The sequence below is a fragment of the Mycolicibacterium sp. CBM1 genome, assembly GCF_054073305.1.
Genome location: NZ_JBSXPP010000018.1, coordinates 34,529 through 55,446 on the forward strand (window position 1 = coordinate 34,529; position 20,918 = coordinate 55,446).

Below are 20,918 nucleotides of genomic sequence, written 5' to 3' on the forward strand. Positions count from 1 at the left end.
TCTAGTCCCGCCCAGCCACTCCGGACCCGGCCCGGAAGTACAGGTTGCCCCGGAACTGGAGCAGCAAGGCGATGGTCGCGGTCCAGCCGGTCTGGTGGCTGGCCCCCAGGCCTTTTCCGGTGTCCCCGTCGAAGTATTCGTGGAACGGGACCAGGTCACGCCAGTGCGGGTCGGTCTGGAAATACTCGTTGTCGCCGAACACCGCTCGCCGGCCGGTCTCGTCACGAACCAGGAGACCGGTGAGTTGCCGGGCCAATCGGTCGGCCACCACCTGCAGTGACACCGGTTCGGCCGAGCCCGCCGGATCAGGAATGCGATAGGTGTCGCCGAGGAACCGGGCGTAGGAATTGAGGGCTTGGACCAGAAGGAAGTTGGTCGGCAGCCAGACCGGCCCGCGCCAGTTGGAGTTTCCGCCGAACATCCGGCTGCGTGATTCGGCGGGCTGGTAGTCGACGACATAGTCCGCGCCGCCGACGTGATAGGTGTACGGGTGGTCGCGGTGGTATCGCGACAGGGAGCGAATGCCGTTGGCGGAGAGGAACTGTTGGGTGTCCAGCAGTCGCCGCAAGATCGGCGTCAGTCGATCCTGGTGGACGACCCCGATCATGAGGTGGGTGCCGTCACCGCCCGTCATCACCAACTGGACGTCGTCGTCGGTGTGCTCGTAGGTGCGCGCCAGCGCTTCGAGGCAGTCCCGCAGAGTCGATACGACCTCGGTTGCACTGGTGGGGATGGCGATCGCGGCGAACAGCGGAACGATCGCCTGGATGGAGAACACTTCCAGCGAACTGCTCGTGCCGTCCGGCATTTCGATGACGTCGTGATAGAAGTCCGTGTCGTCGTTCCAGAAGCTGACCCGATAGGTGCCCTTCTCCAGTGCGTTGGCGACCAGCCACGCATCCCACACCCAACGGCTGAACATGTCGGTGTAGCTCGGATCCTGTTGGGACAGCTCGATTGCCATCTCCAGGAGATGGAATATCAGTGCCGCCATCCACGCGGTGCCATCGACCTGAGCGAGTTGACCACCGGTGGGCAGTGGCTCGTCGCGGTCGAACACGCCGATGTTGTCCATGCCGAGGAATCCGCCCCCGAACACCCCTCGGTTGGTGTCGTCCTTCTGGTTGAGCCACCACATTGCGTTGAGCGTGGCCGACCGGTAGGCGGTAGCCAAGAAATCCCAGTCCCCGACACCGGTGCGAAGCTGATCAAGTTGGTAGATCTGCCAGGCCGCCCAGGCGTGCAGCGGCGGGTTGGTATCGCCGAATTTCCATTCGTAAGCCGGGATCTGGCCGTGCGGATGCTGTGCAGTGGAATCGTGCAGCACAAGTATCTGCGCTTTGGCGAACTCGGGATCGATCAGCGCCATGGCCAGGCAGTGGAACGCCAGGTCCCAGGCGGCGAACCAGGGGTACTCCCATGCGTCGGGCATCAGGATGATGTCGCTGACCGCGAAGTGTTGCCAGCTCTTGTTGCGCCCGGCCCAACGTTCGCGTGGCGGTGCGGGTTGTTCTGGATCGCCCTTGAGCCAGCGCCGCACCGCGTAGTTGTAGAACTGTTTGCACCAGAGCAGTCCGGCGAAGGCCTGACGTAGAACCAGCCGTTCGTCGTCGCTCAGGTCTGCCGCGGCGATATCGCGGTAGAACTCGTCTGCTTCGCGTTTGCGTTGCACCAGCACCGCATCGGCGCGGTCGTTCCCGGGGGTCGCGGCACCGGCCCCGAAATATACTGTGATGGTGAAGGTTTCACCGGGAGGAAGGATCGTCGAAACATGAGCGGCGACTTTGCTGCCCTCGGCCACATCGACAGCCTCGGCGATCCCATTGACGACGAAGTCATTGAACCCGTCCTTGGTGGTGGCCGATGCGTTCGTCGATCCGAACAACAGGCGATTGTTGGTCTCGTTCTCGCAGAATAGTAATCGCGGGACATCCTCGGCCGACGTCGAGACCGTGAACCATCGTTGCCCGAGCTTCGGGTGCCAGGTGCGTGCTGCACCGGCACCGCAGTTGGTGATCCGCGGCCGTCGCCGGTCCGGGTCCCATGACCAGGTGTTGCGATACCACAGCTGGGGCAGTACGTGGATCGGTGCGCAGTCCGGCCCTCGGTTGGTGACCGTGATCCGGCAGTACACGTCTTCGGGACCGTCCTTGGCATAGGCCACCTCGACATCGAAATAGCGTTGGTCCAGCCATTGTTGGCGCAGGGCGTCGAACAGTTCGTACTCGTCGTCGTCGGGCCCACGCTGCTGATTGGTGTGCAGCAGATCTGCGTAGGGGAATGCGGCTTGCGGGTACTTGTAGACCATCGACGCATAAGCATGTGAGGGCAGGTTGTCGGTATAGAACCAGTAGTCCTTGACGTCCTCGCCGTGATTGCCCTCTTCGTTGGCCAGCCCGTAGGGCCGCTCCTTGAGGACGGTGTCGTTTCCGTTCCACAGCGCGACGCTCAGGCAGATGGTCTGCTCGTCATCGCACCAGCCGGCCAGGCCGTCCTCACTCCACCGGTAGGCGCGGCTGTGGGCGTCGGCGAACGGGAAGTAGGCCCAGGCATCACCATCGGCGCTGTAGTCCTCCCGGACGGTGCCCCATGCTCGCTCGCTCAGGTAGGTTCCCCAGCGCCGCCATGGCGCCGTCCCGGCGTTGGCCTCGTCGAGGCGTCTGCGTTCGGCGGTGCTCACTTCTTCGCTGGCAGCCAAGGCTGATGCCAGGCCGGGTATCCGGCCAACAGTGCGTCGGCTCGCGACGGTCCCCACGAGCCCGGCTGGTAGACCTCGACCGGCGGCGGAGATTCTAGGAGCGGCTCCATTACTCGCCAGGTCTCCTCGACGGCGTCCTCCCGGATGAACTGGCTGGAGTTGCCTTGCATGGCATCGGAGAGGAGGCGCTCGTAGGGTTCGGGGGGTGCGTCTGCCATTTCATCGGCGAACACCAGGCAGAGGTTTACGGCGCGGGTGGCGTCGGCTCCGCTTTCCTTGGCCTGCAGGACCAGATCGACGCCGGCATCCGGGTCGATCCGGAAGATCAGCTGGTTGGACTCCTCGGCCGGCGGCAGAAACGGCAGTGGTGGCGGCCGCTTGAAGATCACCCGAATCTCGGTAGCCCGCACCGGAAGAGCTTTACCGGCCCTGATGAAGAACGGCACCCCCGACCAGCGCCAGTTGTCGATGTACAACTTCAGCGCCGCGAAGGTTTCGGTTTGGGAGTTGGGTGCTACACCGTCGACGTCCAGGTACCCCGCGTACTGGCCGCGCACATAGTGGCTGGGGTCGGCGGGACGGATGCACTTGAACAGCTCGACCCGCTTGTCCCGGAACCCGTCTGGCCCGCCGCTGGACGGTTCGGCAGCGATCAGTCCGATCAGTTGCAGCAGGTGATTCTGCACCACATCGCGCAACGCCCCGACCGGGTCGTAGAAGCGGCCGCGATCGGCCACGTCGAAGTTTTCGGCCATCGTGATCTGTACAGCTTCGATCCGGTCGCGATTCCACAGCGGCTCGATGATCGAGTTGGAGAACCGGATGTAGCGGATGTCCATCGCCGGTTCCTTGCCCAGGAAGTGGTCGATGCGGTAGATCTGCCACTCCTGCAGGTGGGCACTCAACTGGTCGTTGAGCGCCTTGGCTGACGAAAGATCATGCCCGAATGGCTTTTCCACCACGACCCTGGCGTTTGCGGTGAGGCCGGCGCTGGCAAGGCCGTCCACCACCCGGCCGAACAGCGACGGCGGGATCTCCAGGTAGAACACCGGACTGGAGCAACCGCTGATCGCCTCGGCGACCTTGTCGTAAGTTGCCGTGTCGGCGAAGTCGCCGGACACCATCGACAGCCGGGCCGCGAACCTTGCGAACACGTCGTCGTCCACCGCCTCGCCGGTGGCCTCGATAGCGGCTCTGGCGTGCTGGCGCAGGACGTCAGCCGACCAGTCGTCGAGCGCGACTCCGACGACGGGGCAGTCGAGCAGCCCACGCCGCTCGAGGCGGTACAGCGACCGGAACGTCATCTTCCTGGCCAAGTCACCGGTGATGCCGAAGATGACCAATACGTCGGCGGCAACGTTGTTGGGAGTATCCATCGACATCACTTCTTTTCGGCGTGGCCGCCGAATTCGCTGCGCATGGCCGAGCAGATCTGGTCGGCAAAACCGCCGAGCTGACGAGACTGGAAGCGTTCGTAGAGCGCAGTGGTGATGACCGGGGCCGGGATCCCTTCGTCAACCGCGGCGAGCACGGTCCAGCGTCCCTCGCCGGAATCGGACACCCGCCCGGAGAACTCGTCGAGGTTCGGCGATGCGGCGAACGCGTCGGCGATGAGATCTACCAGCCAGGAGCCGACCACCGACCCGCGCCGCCACACTTCGGCGACTTCGCCGACGTTGATGTCGTACTGATAGGCCCACGGATCGCGCAGCGGAGTGGTTTCGGCATCGACTTCTTTGTTGGCGCGGCCGGATTGTCCGGCGTTGGCGTGCTTGATGATGCTCAACCCCTCGGCGATGGCCGCCATCATTCCGTACTCGACACCGTTGTGAACCATCTTCACGAAGTGACCGGCGCCGTTGGGACCACAGTGCAGGTAGCCCTCGGGAGCGGTTCCGCCCGCGTCCGCCGGCCGGTTCGGGGTGGGTTCGGCGGTGCCGGCCCCCGGTGCAATGGTCTTGAAGATCGGATCTAGCCGGGCGACCACGTCGGGTTCCCCGCCGATCATCAGGCAGTAGCCGCGCTCCAGGCCCCACACGCCGCCACTGGTACCGCAATCGACGTAGTGCACGCCTTGCTCGGAGAGCTTCTGTGCCCGGGTGATGTCGTCGCGGTAGTACGAATTACCGCCGTCGATCACGGTGTCCCCGGCCGCAAGCAGCCCGACAAGGTCGTCGAGGGTCGCGTCGACGATCCCGGCGGGCAGCATCAACCAGATCGAACGGGGGCCCGCCAGCTTGCCGACGAACTCTTCGAGGCTCGCGGCGCCGGTGGCGCCTTCGCTTTCCAGTTCGCTGACTGCGGCCGGGTTGACGTCGTAGACGACACAACTGTGCCCGTCGCGCATCAACCGCCGGACCAGGTTCGCTCCCATCCGTCCCAAGCCGACCATGCCGAGCTGCATCGCGTCCCCTTTGGTTGTGTGGTGGCTGATGCTGCCCACCCTAGTGATCCGGTGCAGCGGCCTCGCTGGATTCGAAGTCAGCGCATGTCGCGTGGCACAATCGTGGACGTGCGAGCGGTCTTGTGGGATATGGACGGCACCCTCGTCGACTCCGAAAAGCTGTGGGACGTCGCAATCAACGAGCTGTACGCCCGCCACGATCGGGTGCTGGCACCCGAGGTCCGTGAGGCGACGGTCGGCGGTTCGGCGGAGGGCGTGATCCGTATCGTGTTCGACGACCTCGGTCTGGAGCCGGACCCGCGCCGGATGGCGGAGGTTACGGACTGGATACACGACTACGTCGCAGATCTGTTCACGACCGGGCTGCCATGGTGTGCTGGAGCCAGGGAGCTGCTCGACGCCCTCCTGGACGCGGGCGTCCCGATGGCGCTGGTGACCAACACTCGCAGGCAGTTGACCGAGAATGCGCTCAATAGTATTGGGAGGCATTACTTCTCGGTCACGGTCTGCGGTGACGAGGTAACCCATGGGAAGCCGGCTCCGGATATCTATCTGCGCGCCGCCGAACTGCTCGGCCTGCGGGCGGGCGATTGCCTGGCGATCGAGGATTCGACCACCGGCACCGCCGCTGCCGAAGCGGCGGGGTGCCCGGTACTGGTGGTACCCAACGAGGTCGAGGTGCCGCTCAGCTCGCGCCGGCGGCACGTTTCGTCGCTCAGCGGTCTGGGCATCCCGCAGCTGCGAGAGGTCTACGCGGACCTGCAGTTCGGTGTTGGTGAGCGGTCGGCCTGACCTCCTCGCCGATATCGGCGGTGTTACGGCTGTGACTGTGCAATCGTAGTTGCCACCAGGTTTCGCAGAGTTGCGGAAAGGACGCCTCATGGCCGGCCAAGGACCCACCAGTGACTCACCCACAGGGCTGGAGGACGAAGACTTCTCATCGGGCGGCACGGCGGTCCGGATAGCCTCGGTAGCCGCGTTGGGCGGTCTGCTCTTCGGTTACGACAGCGCGGTCATCAATGGCGCCGTCGACTCGATCCAGGAAGATTTCGGCATCGGCAACGCCGAGCTCGGCTTCGCCGTGGCCTCGGCGTTGCTGGGGGCCGCCGCCGGCGCGATGTCCGCCGGCCGGATCGCCGACCGGATCGGCCGCATCTCCGTCATGAAGATCGCCGCGGTCTTCTTCCTCGTCAGTGCGTTCGGCACGGCGCTGGCACCCAACGTGGTGACCGTCGTCATCTTCCGGATCGTCGGCGGTATCGGCGTCGGCATCGCGTCTGTGATCGCCCCGGCCTACATCGCCGAAACGTCCCCGCCGCGCATTCGCGGTCGGCTGGGCTCGCTGCAGCAGCTTGCGATCGTGTCCGGCATCTTCCTGTCCTTCGTGGTGAACTGGATCCTGCAGAACATCGCCGGCGGCCCCAACAAGGAACTGTGGTTGGGGCTCGACGCGTGGCGGTGGATGTTCCTGGCGATGGCGCTGCCGGCCATCCTCTACGGGGCGCTGGCGTTCACCATCCCGGAGTCACCGCGGTATCTGGTTGCCAGCCATAAGATTCCCGAAGCGCGTCGCGTGCTGTCGATGCTGCTTGGCGAGAAGAACCTCGAGATCACCATCAGCCGCATCCAGCAGACGCTGGAGCGCGAGGACAAGCCCTCGTGGCGGGATCTGCGTAAGCCGACCGGTGGGCTCTTCGGCATCGTCTGGGTCGGCTTGGGACTGTCGATCTTCCAGCAGTTCGTCGGCATCAACGTGATCTTCTACTACTCCAACGTGCTGTGGCAGGCGGTCGGGTTCGATGCCGATCAATCGGCGATTTACACCGTGATCACCTCGGTGGTCAACGTGGCGACCACCCTGATCGCGATCGCGCTCATCGACAAGATCGGCCGCAAGCCGCTGCTGCTCATCGGCTCGTCCGGGATGGCGGTCACGCTGATCACGATGGCGTTCATCTTCGCCAATGCGGCGGTCGGTCCCGACGGCAACCCAAGCCTGCCCGGCGCGTCCGGCGTCATCGCGCTGATCGCGGCGAACCTCTTCGTCGTCTCATTCGGGATGTCCTGGGGTCCGGTGGTGTGGGTCCTGCTCGGCGAGATGTTCCCCAACCGCATCCGGGCGGCCGCCCTGGGTCTGGCCGCTGCCGGACAGTGGGCGGCGAACTGGCTGATCACCGTCACGTTCCCCGGGCTGCGGGAGCATCTGGGCCTGGCCTACGGGTTCTACGGGCTGTGCGCGGTCCTGTCCGGGCTGTTCGTGTGGAAGTGGGTCATGGAGACCAAGGGTGTGTCGTTGGAGGACATGCACGCCGAACTGCTGCACGAGGACAAACCGGCCCGCGCCTGAGCCCGGACCGGTACTGCTGCCATGGCCACCGATGCGACATCTGGCAGGCGCTGCGGTCGATCACGGTCGAGGCGGCCGGGCAGATCTTCGAAGAGGATCGCAAGGGCACGCTGGAGCCGGGCAAGCTGGCCGACCTGGTGATCCTCGACGCCAACCCGCTGACCGTCGAGACCGACGCGCTGCTCGACATCGCGGTGGTGGAAACTCTCAAAGAGGGTCGCAGAGTCTACCGCGCCGCCTGACCTACGGCACGTCGGTGTACCGCCAGCTCGCCCCGGTGTTGGAGAACGTGAACCCGTTGCCGGTCTGTTCGCTGAGACACGCGATACCGACTTCCTGCTGGGCGTTGCACCGGAATCCTGCGGCGGCCAGAATCTTGTTGAACGGCAAGGTCTTCGACGCGCCGGTCGGTGAGGTGAACTGATCGGCGGCCACCGCGGCGAACTGCGGCTCGCCCTGGGTGCGGACGACGATCGCGTTCGGTGTGGAGCTCTGGCCGGCATCGTCGGTGACGCGCTGCGGGGCGCCTTTGATCCCGATGCCCGAGGATCCTGAACTCGACCGGCAGCCGGCCCAGGTCCGGGGCACGATCACGCAGCGCCAGCTGCCGCTCGGACTGGTGAAGTAATAGCCGGCCACGTTGTCGTCGGTTCGCGCGTAATAGTCGAAGGCGTTGACCAATTTGTCATTGCTGGGACGGGTCGCGGACGTCGAAGGCGCTGGTGGGGGAGTTTGCTGGCTGGTGTCGTCGGTGGTGACGATCGGATTGGAGCACGCGGCCACTGTCAGCCCGGCGAGCGCCGCGCACACGATCGGCCTGAATCCCTGCACAGGAGCGCAGCCTAGTCGCGCGGGGGAAACCGCCGTGACGGCGCGTCGGCCCGCATGGAACAATCGCAGGCCGTGAAGACCTTCGAGGAGTTGTTCGCCGAACTGGGGGAGCGGGCCCGTACCCGTCCCGAGGGCAGCGGCACCGTAGCCGCACTCGATGCGGGCGTGCACACCCTGGGCAAGAAGATCCTCGAAGAGGCCGGTGAGGTATGGCTGGCCGCCGAACACGAGACCGACGAGGCCCTCGCCGGAGAGATCAGTCAGCTGCTGTACTGGACGCAGGTGCTAATGCTGGCCCGCGGGCTGACCCTCGACGACATCTACCGGAAGCTGTAGGTCGCTGCCATGTTGCGCGTTGCAGTCCCCAACAAGGGCGCGCTGTCCGAACCGGCCGCCGAGATCCTGTCCGAGGCCGGGTACCGCCGGCGGACCGACCCCAAGGATCTGACCGTCATCGATCCGGTCAACGGCGTCGAGTTCTTCTTCCTCCGGCCCAAGGACATCGCCATCTACGTCGGGTCCGGGCAGCTCGACTTCGGCATCACCGGCCGCGACCTGGCCGCCGAATCCGACGCCCCGGTCAGCGAACGACTGGCGCTGGGCTTCGGGTCATCCAGTTTTCGTTACGCCGCACCGGCCGGCCGGCAGTGGTCGGTGGCCGACCTCGCGGGCAAGCGAGTCGCCACCGCCTACCCGAACCTGGTCCGGAAAGACCTGACCGGCAAGGGAATCGAAGCAACGGTCATCCGGCTCGACGGCGCCGTCGAGATCTCGATCCAGCTCGGTGTCGCCGATGCGATCGCCGACGTGGTGGGTTCGGGTCGCACGCTGAGCCTGCACAACTTGACGGCATTCGGTGAGCCGCTGTGTGATTCGGAAGCGGTGCTCATCGAGCGGGCCGGTAACGGCGACGACTCCAACCGGCGGGCGCGTGACCAGCTCGCGGCACGCGTGCAGGGCGTGGTGTTCGGGCAGCAGTACCTGATGCTGGACTACGACTGCCCGCGTTCGGTGCTCGAGCGTGCCACCGCGGTCACACCGGGACTGGAGTCGCCGACCATCGCACCGCTCGCGGACGCGGACTGGGTAGCGGTCCGCGCCCTGGTGCCGCGCCGCGACGTCAACGCGATCATGGACGAGCTCGCGGCGATTGGCGCGAAGGCGATTCTGGCCTCCGACATCAGGTTCTGCCGCTTCTGATTGTTCCGTTGCCGGCTACGGGCGGGTGTTAGCGTCCTTGATGACGACACCGCTCGAAGGGCTGCCATGAACTACGTGCTTCTCGCTCTGCTGTTCGCGCTCCTCATCGGCATAGTCGCGGGGCTGCGTGCGATGACGCCGCTGGCCGTGCTGGCTTGGGGTGCGATGCTGGGCTGGATCAATCTCGCCGACGCCCCTCACGGCGCGTGGTCGTCGTGGCTGGGCAACGTCATCGCGGTCATCGTGTTGACCATTCTCGCGCTCGGCGAACTCGTCACCGATCAGCTGCCGAAGACCCCCAGCCGTCGGGTGCCGGCGCAGTTCGGGGCGCGGCTCGTGATCGGTGGGTTGGCCGGGGCGGTGATCGGCACGCCGTTTGGTCACATCTTCAGCGGCATCGGCGCCGGCATGATCGGTGCGGTGCTCGGCACGATGGGAGGCGCGCTGGTCCGTGGCGCGCTCGCGGCGAAGTTCGGTAAGGACCGGCCTGCCGCACTGATCGAGGATGCCGTCGCGATCGTCGGCGGTCTGGTCATCGTGTACCTCGCCGGGGTGAGCCTGGCATGACAGCCCCGGGCGGGAGAGACGCGACCCGGGAATCGACTCACTACGACGCGATCATCGTCGGCGCCGGGCAGGCCGGCCCGCCGCTGGCCGGTCGGCTCACCGCCGCGGGGCAGCGTGTCGCGGTGGTCGAGCGCAAACTGGTCGGCGGAACGTGCGTCAACTCCGGCTGCATCCCGACCAAGACGTTGGTGGCCAGTGCGCACACCGCACACACCGCCCGCCGCGGCGCCGAGTACGGAGTGTCCACCGGTGAGGTGAGTGTCGACATGGCGAAAGTCAAGGCGCGCAAGGACGAGATCATGCTCGGCGATCGCAGCGGCGTCGAGTCGTGGCTCGAAGGGATGCCGGGCTGCACCCTGCTCCGTGGGCACGCCCAGTTCGAGGACCCGCACACCCTGCGCATCGGCGACGACCTCATCCGAGGCGACCGGATCTTCCTCAACGTCGGTGGCCGCGCCGTCGTGCCGGACCTGCCGGGCCTTGCCGACATCGACTACCTGACCAACGTCGGCATCCTGGACCTCGACGTCCTGCCCGAGCACCTGGTGATCGTCGGGGGCAGCTACATCGGGCTGGAGTTCGCCCAGATGTACCGCCGGTTCGGGGCCAAGGTGACCGTGCTGGAGCGCGGCCCGCGGATCACCCCGCGGGAGGACGAGGACGTCGCTGCGGCGATCGCCGACATCCTCACCGGCGAAGGCATCACCATCGTCACCGGTGCGGACAGGCTGCGGTTTACTAAGCGGGGCAACGGTTTCGATGTGGTTGCGCGGGACGGTGCAGCGCCGATAGCCGGCTCGCACCTGCTGGTCGCGGTGGGCCGTCAACCCAATACCGACGATCTGGGGCTCGACCGCGCCGGCGTCGAGGTCGACGGTCGCGGCTACATCGCGGTCGACGACCAGCTGCGCACCAGTGCCGAGCACATCTGGGCGATGGGTGACTGCAACGGCAAGGGTGCCTTCACCCACACCTCCTACAACGACTTCGAGATCGTGGCCGCCAACCTCCTCGACGACGATCCCCGCCGGGTCAGTGACCGGGTGCCCACCTATGCCCTCTACATCGACCCGCCGCTGGGCCGGGCCGGCATGACCGTCAGCCAGGTCCGGGCCTCGGGTCGGCGTGCGCTGCTCGGCAAGCGGCCGATGACCAGGGTTGGCCGGGCGGTGGAAAAGGGTGAGACGCAAGGCTTCATGCAGATCGTCGTCGATGCCGACACCGAAGAGATCCTCGGTGCCGCCATCCTCGGCGTCGGCGGCGACGAGGTGATCCATTCGATCCTCGACATCATGTCCGTCAAGAAGCCCTATACCGCGATCTCACGCACCATGCACATCCACCCGACGGTCAGCGAGCTGGTCCCGACGATGCTGCAGGAGATGACTCCGCTGTCCTGAGCGCCGGCCGGCCTGCCGCCGGCTGCCTTGTCAGCGGCGCTGCACCAGCAGGGTCTGGGCGGTGGTGCCGATGAACCCGTCACGGTCGAAGATCTCCGCGGTGGTCACCCCCACCCCGTCCGGTCCTATCGAGCCGCGTGCCCGCAGGGCGAAATCACTGCCCGTCGGCAGCCGGTGCACATGCAGCGTGGTATCGGTGTTCATGTACACGAACTGTGCCGGATCCAATGCTGCGCCAACGCCATTGGCGGAATCGGCCACCATCGTCAAGCGCTGTAGCGCGGTAGTGGGCTCATCGTCGACCAATCCGACTTCCGGCGCCATCCAGTACACGGTCGCGCCGGCCGACCGGTCGTTCTGGGGGCGCCACTGCACCGAGTCGATGTAGCCGCCGGCGTCCTTCCAGTGCAGTTCCAGTGGCGCGGTGGGGCCTTCGACGAGCGGCGGATAGCGGTCGGTGGCGGCATCGGCGGTGTCGGAGGTCGCCAGCGCCCAGGCGCTCACGCGTGCGACCGGGCGATCCGCCGACATCTCGGCCGACAGCAGCGAGATCCGGCTGCCGGGCCGGTCGACTTTGGTCTGCACCCGCACCTCGGTCACCGGGATCGCACCCAGGATGTCGAGAGTCAGGCGTCCTATGCGCAGCCCGGCAGGCAGCCGCTCCTCGATGGCCTTGGTCAGTAATGCCAGAGGTGGTGAGCCGTGCTGGATTTCCGGTGTCCAGTTGCTGCGGGTGCAGTCGGTGGACATGAAGACCTGCGCGTCACCGTCGCTGCCGAGGCGCCGGTAGTAGCACGCGCTCACGCGGTGGGCTCCCCGAGCTGTTCGGGCCAGCCGGGATAGGGCGGCGGGGTGCCCCCGTACGCCGGGCACATCGACTGGTGGCTGCACCAGTCACAGAGACGTGACGGGTTGGGTCGGAAATCGCCTGTGGCACCGGCTGATTGGATGGCCCGCCAGATGGCCATCAGGGTCTTCTCGAAGCGCAGCAACTCGTCGAGGTCGGGGGTGTAGTCCAACAGCTGGCCGTCGGCGAGATAGATCAGCCGCAACCTGGTGGCCAATACCTCTCGCGATCGCAACAGTGCGACTGCGTAGAACTTCATCTGGAACAGTGCCTTGAACTCCGCGAGCGCCCGGGCCGCCGGCGGTGCCTTACCGGTCTTGTAGTCGACGACGCGCAGCTCCCCGGTGCTCGCGACGTCGATACGGTCGACGAATCCGCGCAGCAGCGTGCCGTCTGCCAGTTCGACTTCGATGCGCTGCTCACAGCTTTGCGGGTCGAACCGAGTCGGATCCTCGAGCCGGTAATAGCCGGTGAGCAGCGACCGGGCCTCCGCCAGCAGCTGCGCGCGCTGGTCCGGCGCCAGTCCCTCGGCGAAATCCGGGTGCTCGGCCAGCACCCGATCCCACGCCGGGCCCACTAAGGACAGCGCCGCATCCGGGATCCGCTGCACGGCCGGCATGCCGTAGAGCTGCTCGAGGGCGGCATGCACCACCGAGCCGCGCAGCTGAGCCGTGGACGGCGGCTCGGGCAACCGGTCGATGGCGCGGAAGCGGTACAGCAGGGGGCACTGTTTGAAATCGGCGGCGCGCGACGGCGACAGTGCGGGCCGCCGTTGTTGAATCTGCTCGGCGTCGGCCGCCTCCATCACCTGCGACACCGTCACCGAGCCCATGGCGCAAGCCTAGGGCGGCGGACCGACAAGCGGATGGCGCGCGGCGCGGCGAGTCCGCTATGGCAGGCTGAACGCCTGTGACCGACCAGCCCGCCCCACGTAGCACCGGCCCCTTCGTCATCGGGGACCGTGTTCAGCTCACCGACCCCAAGGGCCGTCACTACACGATGATCCTCACCCCGGGGGCGGAGTTCCACACCCATCGCGGCGCGATCGAACACGACACGGTGATCGGTCTGCCCGAGGGCAGCGTGGTGAAGTCCACCAACGGCGACGCCTTCCTGGTGCTGCGGCCGCTGCTCATCGACTACGTGCTGTCGATGCCGCGCGGCGCGCAGGTCATCTACCCCAAGGACGCCGCGCAGATCGTCCACGAGGGGGACATCTTCCCCGGCGCGCGGGTGCTGGAGGCCGGAGCGGGTTCCGGCGCGCTGACCTGCTCGCTGCTGCGCGCGGTGGGACCCGGCGGCCGGGTGATCTCCTACGAACTGCGCGACGACCACGCCGTACACGCCCAGCGCAACGTCGAGACGTTCTTCGGCGAGACCCCGGCCAATTGGCAACTGATCATCGGCGACATCGTCGACTCCCGTCTCGACGAGGCCTCGGTCGACCGGGTGGTGTTGGACATGCTGGCGCCCTGGGATGTGCTCGACACCGTTGCGCGGCTGCTGATTCCCGGTGGCGTGCTGATGATCTACGTGGCCACCGTGACGCAGCTGTCCAAGACGGTGGAAGCGCTGCGCGAACAGCAGTGCTGGACCGAACCGAGGGCGTGGGAGACGCTGCAGCGGGGCTGGAACGTCGTCGGACTGGCGGTGCGCCCCCAGCACAACATGCGGGGCCACACGGCGTTTCTGATCTCGGCGCGCCGGCTGGCTCCTGGAACGGTCACCCCGGCGCCGCTGCGGCGCAAACGCCTCGCGCCCTAGCCAGTCCCTGGCGGCGTCGTTTCAGTCGTCGTCACTGCGGTGCAGGCCCCGGCGTGCCGCCAGGAGCTCGATCTCCGGGCGGGCGGCGACCATCCGCTCGGCGGCGTCGAGCACCTCGACGACATGCGCGCGATCACCGGCCACCACCGACACGCCGATACCGGCCCGCCGGTGCAGCTCGGGCGAGCCGGTCTCGGCGGCGGAGACAGTGAACCGCCGGCGCAGTTCGGCGACGATCGGGCGCACCACGGCCCGTTTCTCCTTCAGCGAGTGGACGTCACCGAGCAGGACGTCGAACTCCAGCCAGCCGATCCACATTCAGGGAGTCGGGGTCGGCGTGGCGGTTTGCGCCGGCGTGGGCCCCGGGCTCGCCGGAGCGGGACCGGCCGATGGTTCACCGGCGGGGCCGGGACTGGCTGCGCTGGCACCGCGGGCGTTGCCGAAGGCCAGCAGCATGTCGGCGGTCTGGTGAGACAGCTGCCAACCGGTGCCGACGCGGCGGAACTCCATCGGGAACGTGAACCCGCCGGGGTTGGCGGGATTCGACGTGGTGACGTTGACGGTGGCCAGGGCGTCGTTCGGGCGCCGGTCCGACCAGCGCAGCTCGGAGGCTCTGAACGTCAGCGGGGTGAATCCGCCGTCGCGCAGCGCGGCGGCGAACTTGTCGATCGTGGTGGCGTCGTCGGGTGTGGCCGCCTCTACCAGAGAGAGTTTGTCGGCACCCTTGACGGCAGGATCGGCCAGCCGATAGAGCACATCGGTCAGCGCCTCGGGAGCCGGCAGGGTAGCGGCGCCGTCGGCCGGGGGTGCCAGCGCGGTCGAGGACTCCTCGATCGGGCTCGGCGCGGCCTTCGGCTCGTTGTCATCAGAACACCCGGACAGGCTGAGCGCCGCCACGATCGTGGCGGCGCTCAGGACCGTGAACAGTGTGTGACGCATCCAGCGGCGGCTCAGCAGCGTCCTCAGCTAGCCGAGGACAGCAGGGACAGTGCCGATGCCTTGGTCACCTGCCAGCCGGTCGGGCTGGGTCCGGCGATGAACTCGACGGGCTGGCTCGCGGTGGCACCGGTCGCCGCCGTCGCTGTGACGTTGGCCGTCGCGACCGGACCCTCCTGGTCGATGTCGGCCACGGTGAACGTCAGCGGGAACAGGCCCTTGGCGGAGGCGTTGCCGAAGGCCCGGTCAGCGGTGATGCCCTCGATGCGGCCCAGTCCGCCCTGGATGTAGGAGGCCTTGGCGCCGGAGAACGAGCCGCCGCCCTGCAGGGCGTCGAGGGTGGCAACCAGCTGGCTCTGGAGCTCGGGAGCCGGTGTCTGCGGCATCGGCACACCGAAGACGACGGGCTGCACGGCCGGCGATGCCACTGGCGAGCTGAATGCAACCGAGGTCACACCGGCGGCTGCGCCCCCGATGATCGTGGCGGCTGCAACGCCCGTGGCGAGGAGTTTCAGGGTCACGGTTGTCCTTTCGATCGGACCGACTCACTAAGTAGGCTAACAGTGTTGCCAGTGTGTCGAAATTCCTTGAGCGCACATGATCGTCGTCTGCCCGGTAGCGTTGAGGTATCCACCGCACCAACTCTCGGTGTGGGAAAGGAGCGCAACATGAGTGAGGCACAAGAGCCACGACTGTCCAGCGAAGATGCTGCCGAACTGGAGGAGCTGCGCCGCGAGGCGGCGGTACTGCGCGAGCAGCTCGACAACGCCGCCGGAGCGCAAGGACTGCGCGGAACCCGGGACGTCCACCAGCTCGAGGCGAGGATCGACTCGCTGGCCGCGCGCAACGCCAAGTTGATGGACACCCTCAAGGAAGCGCGCCAACAGCTCCTCGCACTGCGTGAAGAAGTGGACCGGCTCGGTCAACCGCCGAGCGGCTACGGCGTGTTGCTGGGCTCCCACGAGGACGACACCGTCGACGTGTTCACCTCCGGCCGCAAGATGCGGCTGACGTGCTCGCCCAACATCGACGTGAAGGCGCTCAAGCAGGGCCAGACCGTGCGCCTCAACGAGGCTCTGACCGTCGTGGAAGCCGGCAACTTCGAAGCGGTCGGAGAGATCTCCACGCTGCGCGAGATCCTTGCGGACGGTCATCGCGCGCTCGTGGTCGGCCACGCCGACGAGGAGCGCATCGTGTGGCTGGCCGAGCCGCTGGTCGCCGTCGAGGATCTGCCCGTCGACGTCGCCGAGGATGTCGACGACGACCTGCGGCCGCGCAAGTTGCGTCCGGGCGACTCGCTATTGGTCGACACCAAGGCCGGCTACGCGTTCGAGCGCATCCCCAAGGCCGAGGTTGAGGATCTCGTGCTCGAAGAGGTGCCCGATGTCTCCTACCACGACATCGGCGGCCTGACCCGCCAGATCGAACAGATCCGCGACGCCGTCGAGCTGCCGTTTCTGCACAAGGAGCTCTATCGGGAGTACTCGCTGCGCCCGCCCAAGGGTGTGCTGCTCTACGGCCCGCCGGGCTGCGGTAAGACCCTGATCGCCAAGGCCGTCGCGAACTCGCTGGCCAAGAAGATGGCCGAAGTGCGCGGTGATGATGCCCGCGAAGCGAAGTCGTACTTCCTCAACATCAAGGGCCCCGAGCTGCTGAACAAGTTCGTCGGCGAGACCGAGCGGCACATCCGGTTGATCTTCCAGCGCGCACGGGAGAAGGCGTCCGAGGGGACACCCGTCATCGTGTTCTTCGACGAGATGGATTCCATCTTCCGGACCCGTGGCACCGGTGTGAGTTCGGACGTGGAGACCACCGTCGTTCCCCAGTTGCTGTCGGAGATCGACGGCGTCGAGGGACTGGAGAACGTCATCGTCATCGGCGCCTCCAACCGCGAGGACATGATCGACCCGGCGATCCTGCGGCCCGGCCGCTTGGACGTCAAGATCAAGATCGAGCGCCCGGATGCCGAAGCGGCACAGGACATCTTCAGCAAGTACCTCACCGAGGACCTGCCGCTGCATGGCGACGACCTCACCGAGTTCGGCGACGACCGCGGTGCCTGCATCAAGGCGATGATCGAGAAGGTCGTCGACCGGATGTACGCCGAGATCGACGACAATCGTTTCCTGGAGGTCACCTACGCCAACGGCGACAAGGAGGTCATGTACTTCAAGGACTTCAACTCCGGTGCGATGATCCAGAACGTCGTCGACCGGGCCAAGAAGTACGCGATCAAGTCGGTGCTGGAATCCGGCCAGCGAGGCCTGCGCATCCAGCACCTGCTGGACTCGATCGTCGACGAGTTCGCCGAGAACGAGGACCTGCCCAACACCACCAATCCCGATGATTGGGCCCGGATCTCGGGCAAGAAGGGCGAACGCATCGTCTACATCCGCACCCTGGTCACCGGCAAGAGTTCGAGCGCCTCCCGGGCGATCGACACCGAGTCGAACCTGGGCCAGTACCTGTAGGGGAACTCGCCCAGCAGAGGCGGACGACGGCGGCTTCGTAGATGTGCGGTCGCCTCCGTCCGCCCCAGCGCTGACGCTGGTGTTATGCCGCGCACGTGCCTCGCAGGCCTATTTCAGAACTCGAGCGAATACGTGTTGGTCAGATCGTCCTGGGTCACGTGTGCGTCGCGGGTGGTGGTATCCACACTCAACCGCTCGGTCAGGACCCGGGTTTCGTAGCGCCAGCCCTCCGGGAGGTTCAGCCGGCGGCTCAGCCCAGGCAGGTCTTCCAGCCCGAGATTGCCGTCGACGATCTGGCTCCAGGTTTGCATCACCCACCGTTGGCCGTCGGGATCGACGAGTTCGAAGACCGGCCGGCCGGCATCGAAATGGAAGACGGTGTGCCTCGCGACGTGGTTGATGCTGTAGGGCTGCGGGTTCTGCGACGCGAGTTGCACGGTCGCCTGTTTGATCATGTCGATGCCGCCGAAGGTTCTGATTTCCTGCTCGCCCTGCCTCACCTTGTCGATGCCGCTCATGAGCCAGTAGCGCGGACCGTTGAGCAGTGCGGCCACGGCGTCGTTCTCCCGTGCCAGCGCATCGGCGTCGAGCTTGTTCCACAGTTCGGCCGGGCAGTCGTTGAGGGGGAACGTGTTGTAAACCGTGGCCTCGGGGCCGGACTCGGTGATGTGCACCAGAAGAACTTCGCCGTAGCGTTTCCCGAACAGATCTCCGGTCTGTTCAACCATTGCGCCCCTCCATGTCCAAGTATGCGTCGCGGCCAGCCAGACTTACCGCCACGTCAGCGATTAACGGATCGAAGAACCGCTGACGGTACAGCGGGTCCACGCTCGTGCTCACTGTGAAGTAGAGGCCCGACAGAACCGCTACGAATAGCGAAGTATGCACCACAGTCTGCGGTATCGGCACGTGGACGCCGAACCACGTCCCGGCACAGGGAGGTTCACCGACCGCGCATCCATCTTCTGCCGACCAGAGCACAGTCACGTCGTCGGGAATAGCGATAGTCCCCAGCGCCAGGAAGAACGCGAACAGCCCGGTGGTGAAGAACACCACCTGGATCGCCTGGGACATCACCATCACAGCGACGACGTTGACCTGCTCGGCCAGCGATAGCGGGGTACGAGCCGGTTCGTTCTCGGTGGCCAGCGGGGTACCTGCCAGAAGTGTGGTGCTGTCGTGCTTGCCCGACCGGTCTTCACGCAGCGCGTGAACCTCGTCGCGGATCGTGACAACCATGAATGCGATCGCCACCAGAGCCAGGAAGCCGATCGTCTGCCAGAGCCGTTGACGGCTCATCCGGGCTGCCAACTGCCACAGCTCGCCGGTGAAGTAGACCACCACGGTCAGCATCAGCAGGGGCAGTGCGCGGCTCATCAACGTGCCGAGCGCGCCGAACTGCACCCACGCGTAGCGGAACGCCCAAAGCAGGATCGAGCCGATGCCGATATAGGTCAGCCAGACCGCCAACAGCGCAACGACTCCGAAGCCGGCGACCTCGGCGAGTGTCAGGCCGGACCAACCATTGAGGGCGAACGGGAAGCCGACCACGAACAACGCCATCACGGTCAAAGCCGCACTTCGCCTGCCTGCCTCGCTGCGGGTGGTGCCGGCCCGGTGCAGCAAGTAGAGCGCGAACGGTGCCGCGGTCAGGACAGCGGCCAGCACGACGAGCTTGACCACATTGCCCAGTTCGGCTTTGCCGGCACTGATGTCGGCGGCCGCGGCGACTGCGGCGATAAGTGCTCCGATGCCGCTGACCACGGGGGCGGATCGTTCGATCAGCGCGCGGGAGCGCACCCGGCGGGTCAGCACCAGGGGCAGCCCACGGGCCAGGAACCACTCGTGTACGCGCCGGGCGTCGGGCACGCTCACCGCTTCGGCTGTGCGCTGCGGTAGCGGTTGCGGGCCACGAGGGTCTGCCGTAGCTCGTCGATCAACGGCTCGATGAACTGCGCCCGGTAGGCCGTATCGCTGACCGCCTTCGCCGACAGGTACATGAAGGTGATCGCGGCCAGCAACATGCTGGTCTGGAGCAGTGCGTCGGGCACGGGCAGCGTCATCCCGAGCAGCTGGCCGTCGGGCCGTCCGGCGCCGCGAGTCCATGCGTCCAGCGTCTCGGGGCTCAGAATGATGAGCCCGAACACGACGAAAATGGCGCCGGTCAACATCGCGACGGTGAGCACCTGGCTCACCTGCGAGGCGGCGACGACGAACACCACGTTGACGCGTTCACTCCGGGACAGCGGTGTGCCACCGGGAGGATCGGGAATCTGGGCGAACGGTGTGTCCTCGAGGGTCTCGTCACCCTCGAGCGTCGGGGTGGACTCGGCCAGCATCGGCCGGACCCGGTCCAGCGTGGTGGACACCAGGAAGGACGCAGCGATGAGAACAAGGAAGATCATCCCTGCCCAGAGCCTCGGGCGGCTGATCACCGCCGTCATCTGCCACACGGGACCGTTGAAGAAGACGAGGAACGTCAGCAGCACGACGGGCAGCGCGCGGACGAACATGCCGCCGATGAACGCCAGGTTGGTGCGCGTGACGTAGAGCAGGAAACCGAGCACTGATCCGGCGCCGGAGGCAGTGACCACCAGGATGAGGGTGAGAGTGATCGCGGCGCTGAACAGGTTCACCAGGATCCGGTTACTGGGTCCGCCAAAGATCATCCCGACGACGATGGCCGCCAAGGCGACATTGGCCGCCATCGCTCGCTGCAGCGGGTTCGTCAGCCGCGAGACCAGCCAGCCCGCGAGTGTGGCGATAGGTAACACCAAGGCCACCAGCGCCAGGACAACCCCTTCGGCGAGGTCGGGCCGGCCAGGAATGTCGACGGTGTGCTGGCCGGTGACCACGACGATCGCGATCGAGTTGAGTGAAATGACGGCGAACACCGCGAGCGCCGGCGCCGACCGACCCCACACGCGGCTGACCAGAGCGCGCCTGCGAACCACCGCGGGAAGGCCGTGGACCAGGAACCAACGCTCCTCGGCGTAGCGGTCAGCTGATGTCTGGGTCATCGTGTCAGCCGGTGATCAGGAACCGTAGAAGAGCTGATGGACGAATGGGGTTGAGACGGCCAGCGATCCCAGCACCGTTCTGCTGTGGTCCTCTTCCGGATAGATCTTGAGAATCACGTCCTGGTTGTTGGCGCGCAGCTGATCGACCAGGACTATCGACGACCGCGCGGGTACGTCGATGTCCCGCAGCTCCACCCCGCCGACGTAATCGGTTCCGATGATGGCATACCCCTGGTCGAGCCAGTGGGACAGGTACTCGTTGTCGCGTGGGCTGCGCGGTAAGGCCGACGGCGCGCAGTCGTCGCCGAGTCCGACGGTGCCGTGGGCCCAGGCGATGACAGGCCAACCACCCTGTGGTGCCGGCAGTTTCGGGGTGTAGACCACCGCAGTGTTCACCGCGGGTTCGCCGTGCTGGTTGGTAGTGGCATACAGG

21 protein-coding genes and 1 pseudogene are annotated in these 20,918 nt (G+C 66.3%); 9 read left to right on the top strand and 13 right to left on the bottom strand.

The window, feature by feature from the left end:
- Position 1 precedes the first annotated feature (1 nt).
- Genes ACXDF8_RS21465 through gnd form a run of 3 tightly spaced genes read right to left on the bottom strand, consistent with a single transcriptional unit; the run spans position 2 to position 5,102 of the window.
- Positions 2 to 2,698, bottom strand: coding sequence for an MGH1-like glycoside hydrolase domain-containing protein (locus ACXDF8_RS21465; protein WP_457225298.1), 2,697 nt, complete (start codon positions 2,696 to 2,698; stop codon positions 2 to 4).
- The gene (zwf, locus tag ACXDF8_RS21470) at positions 2,677 to 4,074 is read right to left on the bottom strand and encodes a glucose-6-phosphate dehydrogenase (protein WP_457225299.1); all 1,398 of its coding nucleotides are present in this window, start codon (positions 4,072 to 4,074) and stop codon (positions 2,677 to 2,679) included. The genes ACXDF8_RS21465 and zwf overlap by 22 nt, the downstream gene beginning before the upstream one ends.
- Before the next feature lie 5 nt (positions 4,075 to 4,079).
- Positions 4,080 to 5,102, bottom strand: coding sequence for a phosphogluconate dehydrogenase (NAD(+)-dependent, decarboxylating) (gnd, locus tag ACXDF8_RS21475; RefSeq protein WP_457225300.1), 1,023 nt, complete (start codon positions 5,100 to 5,102; stop codon positions 4,080 to 4,082).
- A 108-nt stretch (positions 5,103 to 5,210) separates the two neighbouring features.
- Here gnd and ACXDF8_RS21480 point away from each other — a divergent pair, with 108 nt between their 5' ends.
- The 3 genes from ACXDF8_RS21480 (at position 5,211) to ACXDF8_RS21490 (ending at position 7,691) form a co-directional block, all read left to right on the top strand.
- Positions 5,211 to 5,894 (top strand): HAD family hydrolase, encoded by a 684-nt coding sequence (locus tag ACXDF8_RS21480; RefSeq protein WP_457225301.1) that lies wholly within the window; start codon positions 5,211 to 5,213, stop codon positions 5,892 to 5,894.
- An 88-nt stretch (positions 5,895 to 5,982) separates the two neighbouring features.
- Positions 5,983 to 7,449, top strand: a complete 1,467-nt coding sequence (locus ACXDF8_RS21485) for a sugar porter family MFS transporter (protein WP_457225302.1) — start codon at positions 5,983 to 5,985, stop codon at positions 7,447 to 7,449.
- Complete coding sequence (locus ACXDF8_RS21490; RefSeq protein ID WP_457225303.1) at positions 7,368 to 7,691, top strand: amidohydrolase family protein; 324 nt, start codon at positions 7,368 to 7,370, stop codon at positions 7,689 to 7,691. Before ACXDF8_RS21485 ends, ACXDF8_RS21490 begins: the two co-directional genes overlap by 82 nt.
- A 1-nt stretch (position 7,692) precedes the next feature.
- On the opposite strand, the gene ACXDF8_RS21495 is transcribed toward ACXDF8_RS21490, so the two are convergent.
- Positions 7,693 to 8,280 carry a hypothetical protein gene (locus ACXDF8_RS21495; protein WP_457225304.1) on the bottom strand — a complete coding sequence of 196 codons (588 nt, stop codon included), beginning with the start codon at positions 8,278 to 8,280 and terminating at the stop codon, positions 7,693 to 7,695.
- A gap of 54 nt (positions 8,281 to 8,334) precedes the next feature.
- On the opposite strand from ACXDF8_RS21495, the gene ACXDF8_RS21500 reads away from it, so the two are divergent.
- The 4 genes from ACXDF8_RS21500 to ACXDF8_RS21515 all read left to right on the top strand — a co-directional run bounded on the left by ACXDF8_RS21500 (position 8,335) and on the right by ACXDF8_RS21515 (position 11,447).
- Positions 8,335 to 8,616 carry a phosphoribosyl-ATP diphosphatase gene (locus tag ACXDF8_RS21500; RefSeq protein ID WP_457225305.1) on the top strand — a complete coding sequence of 94 codons (282 nt, stop codon included), beginning with the start codon at positions 8,335 to 8,337 and terminating at the stop codon, positions 8,614 to 8,616.
- 9 nt (positions 8,617 to 8,625) lie between these two features.
- Positions 8,626 to 9,480, top strand: coding sequence for an ATP phosphoribosyltransferase (hisG, locus tag ACXDF8_RS21505; protein WP_457225306.1), 855 nt, complete (start codon positions 8,626 to 8,628; stop codon positions 9,478 to 9,480).
- A 66-nt stretch (positions 9,481 to 9,546) separates the two neighbouring features.
- Positions 9,547 to 10,047, top strand: a complete 501-nt coding sequence (locus tag ACXDF8_RS21510; RefSeq protein ID WP_457225307.1) for a DUF4126 domain-containing protein — start codon at positions 9,547 to 9,549, stop codon at positions 10,045 to 10,047.
- The gene (locus tag ACXDF8_RS21515; RefSeq protein WP_457225308.1) at positions 10,044 to 11,447 is read left to right on the top strand and encodes an FAD-containing oxidoreductase; all 1,404 of its coding nucleotides are present in this window, start codon (positions 10,044 to 10,046) and stop codon (positions 11,445 to 11,447) included. The genes ACXDF8_RS21510 and ACXDF8_RS21515 overlap by 4 nt, the downstream gene beginning before the upstream one ends.
- 30 nt (positions 11,448 to 11,477) lie before the next feature.
- Here the strand turns inward: ACXDF8_RS21515 and ACXDF8_RS21520 are convergent, their stop codons facing one another.
- Positions 11,478 to 12,251 carry a thioesterase family protein gene (locus ACXDF8_RS21520; protein WP_457225309.1) on the bottom strand — a complete coding sequence of 258 codons (774 nt, stop codon included), beginning with the start codon at positions 12,249 to 12,251 and terminating at the stop codon, positions 11,478 to 11,480.
- Entirely contained in the window at positions 12,248 to 13,099 is an 852-nt protein-coding gene (locus tag ACXDF8_RS21525) for a RecB family exonuclease (RefSeq protein ID WP_457225385.1), read from the bottom strand. The genes ACXDF8_RS21520 and ACXDF8_RS21525 overlap by 4 nt, the downstream gene beginning before the upstream one ends.
- A gap of 104 nt (positions 13,100 to 13,203) precedes the next feature.
- Between ACXDF8_RS21525 and ACXDF8_RS21530 the strand changes: the two genes are divergently transcribed.
- Complete coding sequence (locus ACXDF8_RS21530) at positions 13,204 to 14,058, top strand: tRNA (adenine-N1)-methyltransferase (RefSeq protein WP_457225310.1); 855 nt, start codon at positions 13,204 to 13,206, stop codon at positions 14,056 to 14,058.
- Positions 14,059 to 14,079: 21 nt separating this feature from the next.
- Here the strand turns inward: ACXDF8_RS21530 and ACXDF8_RS21535 are convergent, their stop codons facing one another.
- Genes ACXDF8_RS21535 through ACXDF8_RS21545 form a run of 3 tightly spaced genes read right to left on the bottom strand, consistent with a single transcriptional unit; the run spans position 14,080 to position 15,515 of the window.
- Positions 14,080 to 14,376 carry a DUF503 domain-containing protein gene (locus ACXDF8_RS21535; RefSeq protein WP_457225311.1) on the bottom strand — a complete coding sequence of 99 codons (297 nt, stop codon included), beginning with the start codon at positions 14,374 to 14,376 and terminating at the stop codon, positions 14,080 to 14,082.
- Positions 14,377 to 14,997 carry a lipoprotein LppK gene (locus ACXDF8_RS21540; RefSeq protein ID WP_457225312.1) on the bottom strand — a complete coding sequence of 207 codons (621 nt, stop codon included), beginning with the start codon at positions 14,995 to 14,997 and terminating at the stop codon, positions 14,377 to 14,379.
- A 23-nt stretch (positions 14,998 to 15,020) separates the two neighbouring features.
- Complete coding sequence (locus tag ACXDF8_RS21545; RefSeq protein WP_457225313.1) at positions 15,021 to 15,515, bottom strand: MTB12 family secreted protein; 495 nt, start codon at positions 15,513 to 15,515, stop codon at positions 15,021 to 15,023.
- Positions 15,516 to 15,662: 147 nt separating this feature from the next.
- Between ACXDF8_RS21545 and arc the strand changes: the two genes are divergently transcribed.
- Positions 15,663 to 17,465, top strand: a complete 1,803-nt coding sequence (arc, locus tag ACXDF8_RS21550) for a proteasome ATPase (protein ID WP_457225314.1) — start codon at positions 15,663 to 15,665, stop codon at positions 17,463 to 17,465.
- A gap of 113 nt (positions 17,466 to 17,578) precedes the next feature.
- Here the strand turns inward: arc and ACXDF8_RS21555 are convergent, their stop codons facing one another.
- From ACXDF8_RS21555 to ACXDF8_RS21570, 4 genes and pseudogenes are all read right to left on the bottom strand, one after another.
- Entirely contained in the window at positions 17,579 to 18,193 is a 615-nt protein-coding gene (locus ACXDF8_RS21555) for a hypothetical protein (protein WP_457225315.1), read from the bottom strand.
- Positions 18,186 to 19,340 carry a hypothetical protein gene (locus ACXDF8_RS21560; protein ID WP_457225316.1) on the bottom strand — a complete coding sequence of 385 codons (1,155 nt, stop codon included), beginning with the start codon at positions 19,338 to 19,340 and terminating at the stop codon, positions 18,186 to 18,188. The genes ACXDF8_RS21555 and ACXDF8_RS21560 overlap by 8 nt, the downstream gene beginning before the upstream one ends.
- Complete coding sequence (locus ACXDF8_RS21565; protein WP_457225317.1) at positions 19,337 to 20,485, bottom strand: ABC transporter permease family protein; 1,149 nt, start codon at positions 20,483 to 20,485, stop codon at positions 19,337 to 19,339. The genes ACXDF8_RS21560 and ACXDF8_RS21565 overlap by 4 nt, the downstream gene beginning before the upstream one ends.
- 198 nt (positions 20,486 to 20,683) lie before the next feature.
- Positions 20,684 to 20,917, bottom strand: a pseudogene (locus ACXDF8_RS21570) (alpha/beta hydrolase); the annotation flags it as partial.
- Position 20,918 lies beyond the last annotated feature (1 nt).

Coding starts and splice junctions, on each gene's coding strand:
- ACXDF8_RS21540 (WP_457225312.1), bottom strand. CDS start 14,997: ATGCGTCACACACTGTTCACGGTCCTGAGCGCCGCCACGATCGTGGCG.
- ACXDF8_RS21485 (WP_457225302.1), top strand. CDS start 5,983: ATGGCCGGCCAAGGACCCACCAGTGACTCACCCACAGGGCTGGAGGAC.
- ACXDF8_RS21555 (WP_457225315.1), bottom strand. CDS start 18,193: ATGGTTGAACAGACCGGAGATCTGTTCGGGAAACGCTACGGCGAAGTT.
- ACXDF8_RS21525 (WP_457225385.1), bottom strand. CDS start 13,099: ATGGAGGCGGCCGACGCCGAGCAGATTCAACAACGGCGGCCCGCACTG.
- ACXDF8_RS21510 (WP_457225307.1), top strand. CDS start 9,547: ATGAACTACGTGCTTCTCGCTCTGCTGTTCGCGCTCCTCATCGGCATA.
- gnd (WP_457225300.1), bottom strand. CDS start 5,102: ATGCAGCTCGGCATGGTCGGCTTGGGACGGATGGGAGCGAACCTGGTC.
- ACXDF8_RS21500 (WP_457225305.1), top strand. CDS start 8,335: ATGGAACAATCGCAGGCCGTGAAGACCTTCGAGGAGTTGTTCGCCGAA.
- hisG (WP_457225306.1), top strand. CDS start 8,626: ATGTTGCGCGTTGCAGTCCCCAACAAGGGCGCGCTGTCCGAACCGGCC.
- arc (WP_457225314.1), top strand. CDS start 15,663: ATGAGTGAGGCACAAGAGCCACGACTGTCCAGCGAAGATGCTGCCGAA.
- zwf (WP_457225299.1), bottom strand. CDS start 4,074: ATGGATACTCCCAACAACGTTGCCGCCGACGTATTGGTCATCTTCGGC.
- ACXDF8_RS21535 (WP_457225311.1), bottom strand. CDS start 14,376: ATGTGGATCGGCTGGCTGGAGTTCGACGTCCTGCTCGGTGACGTCCAC.
- ACXDF8_RS21515 (WP_457225308.1), top strand. CDS start 10,044: ATGACAGCCCCGGGCGGGAGAGACGCGACCCGGGAATCGACTCACTAC.
- ACXDF8_RS21565 (WP_457225317.1), bottom strand. CDS start 20,485: ATGACCCAGACATCAGCTGACCGCTACGCCGAGGAGCGTTGGTTCCTG.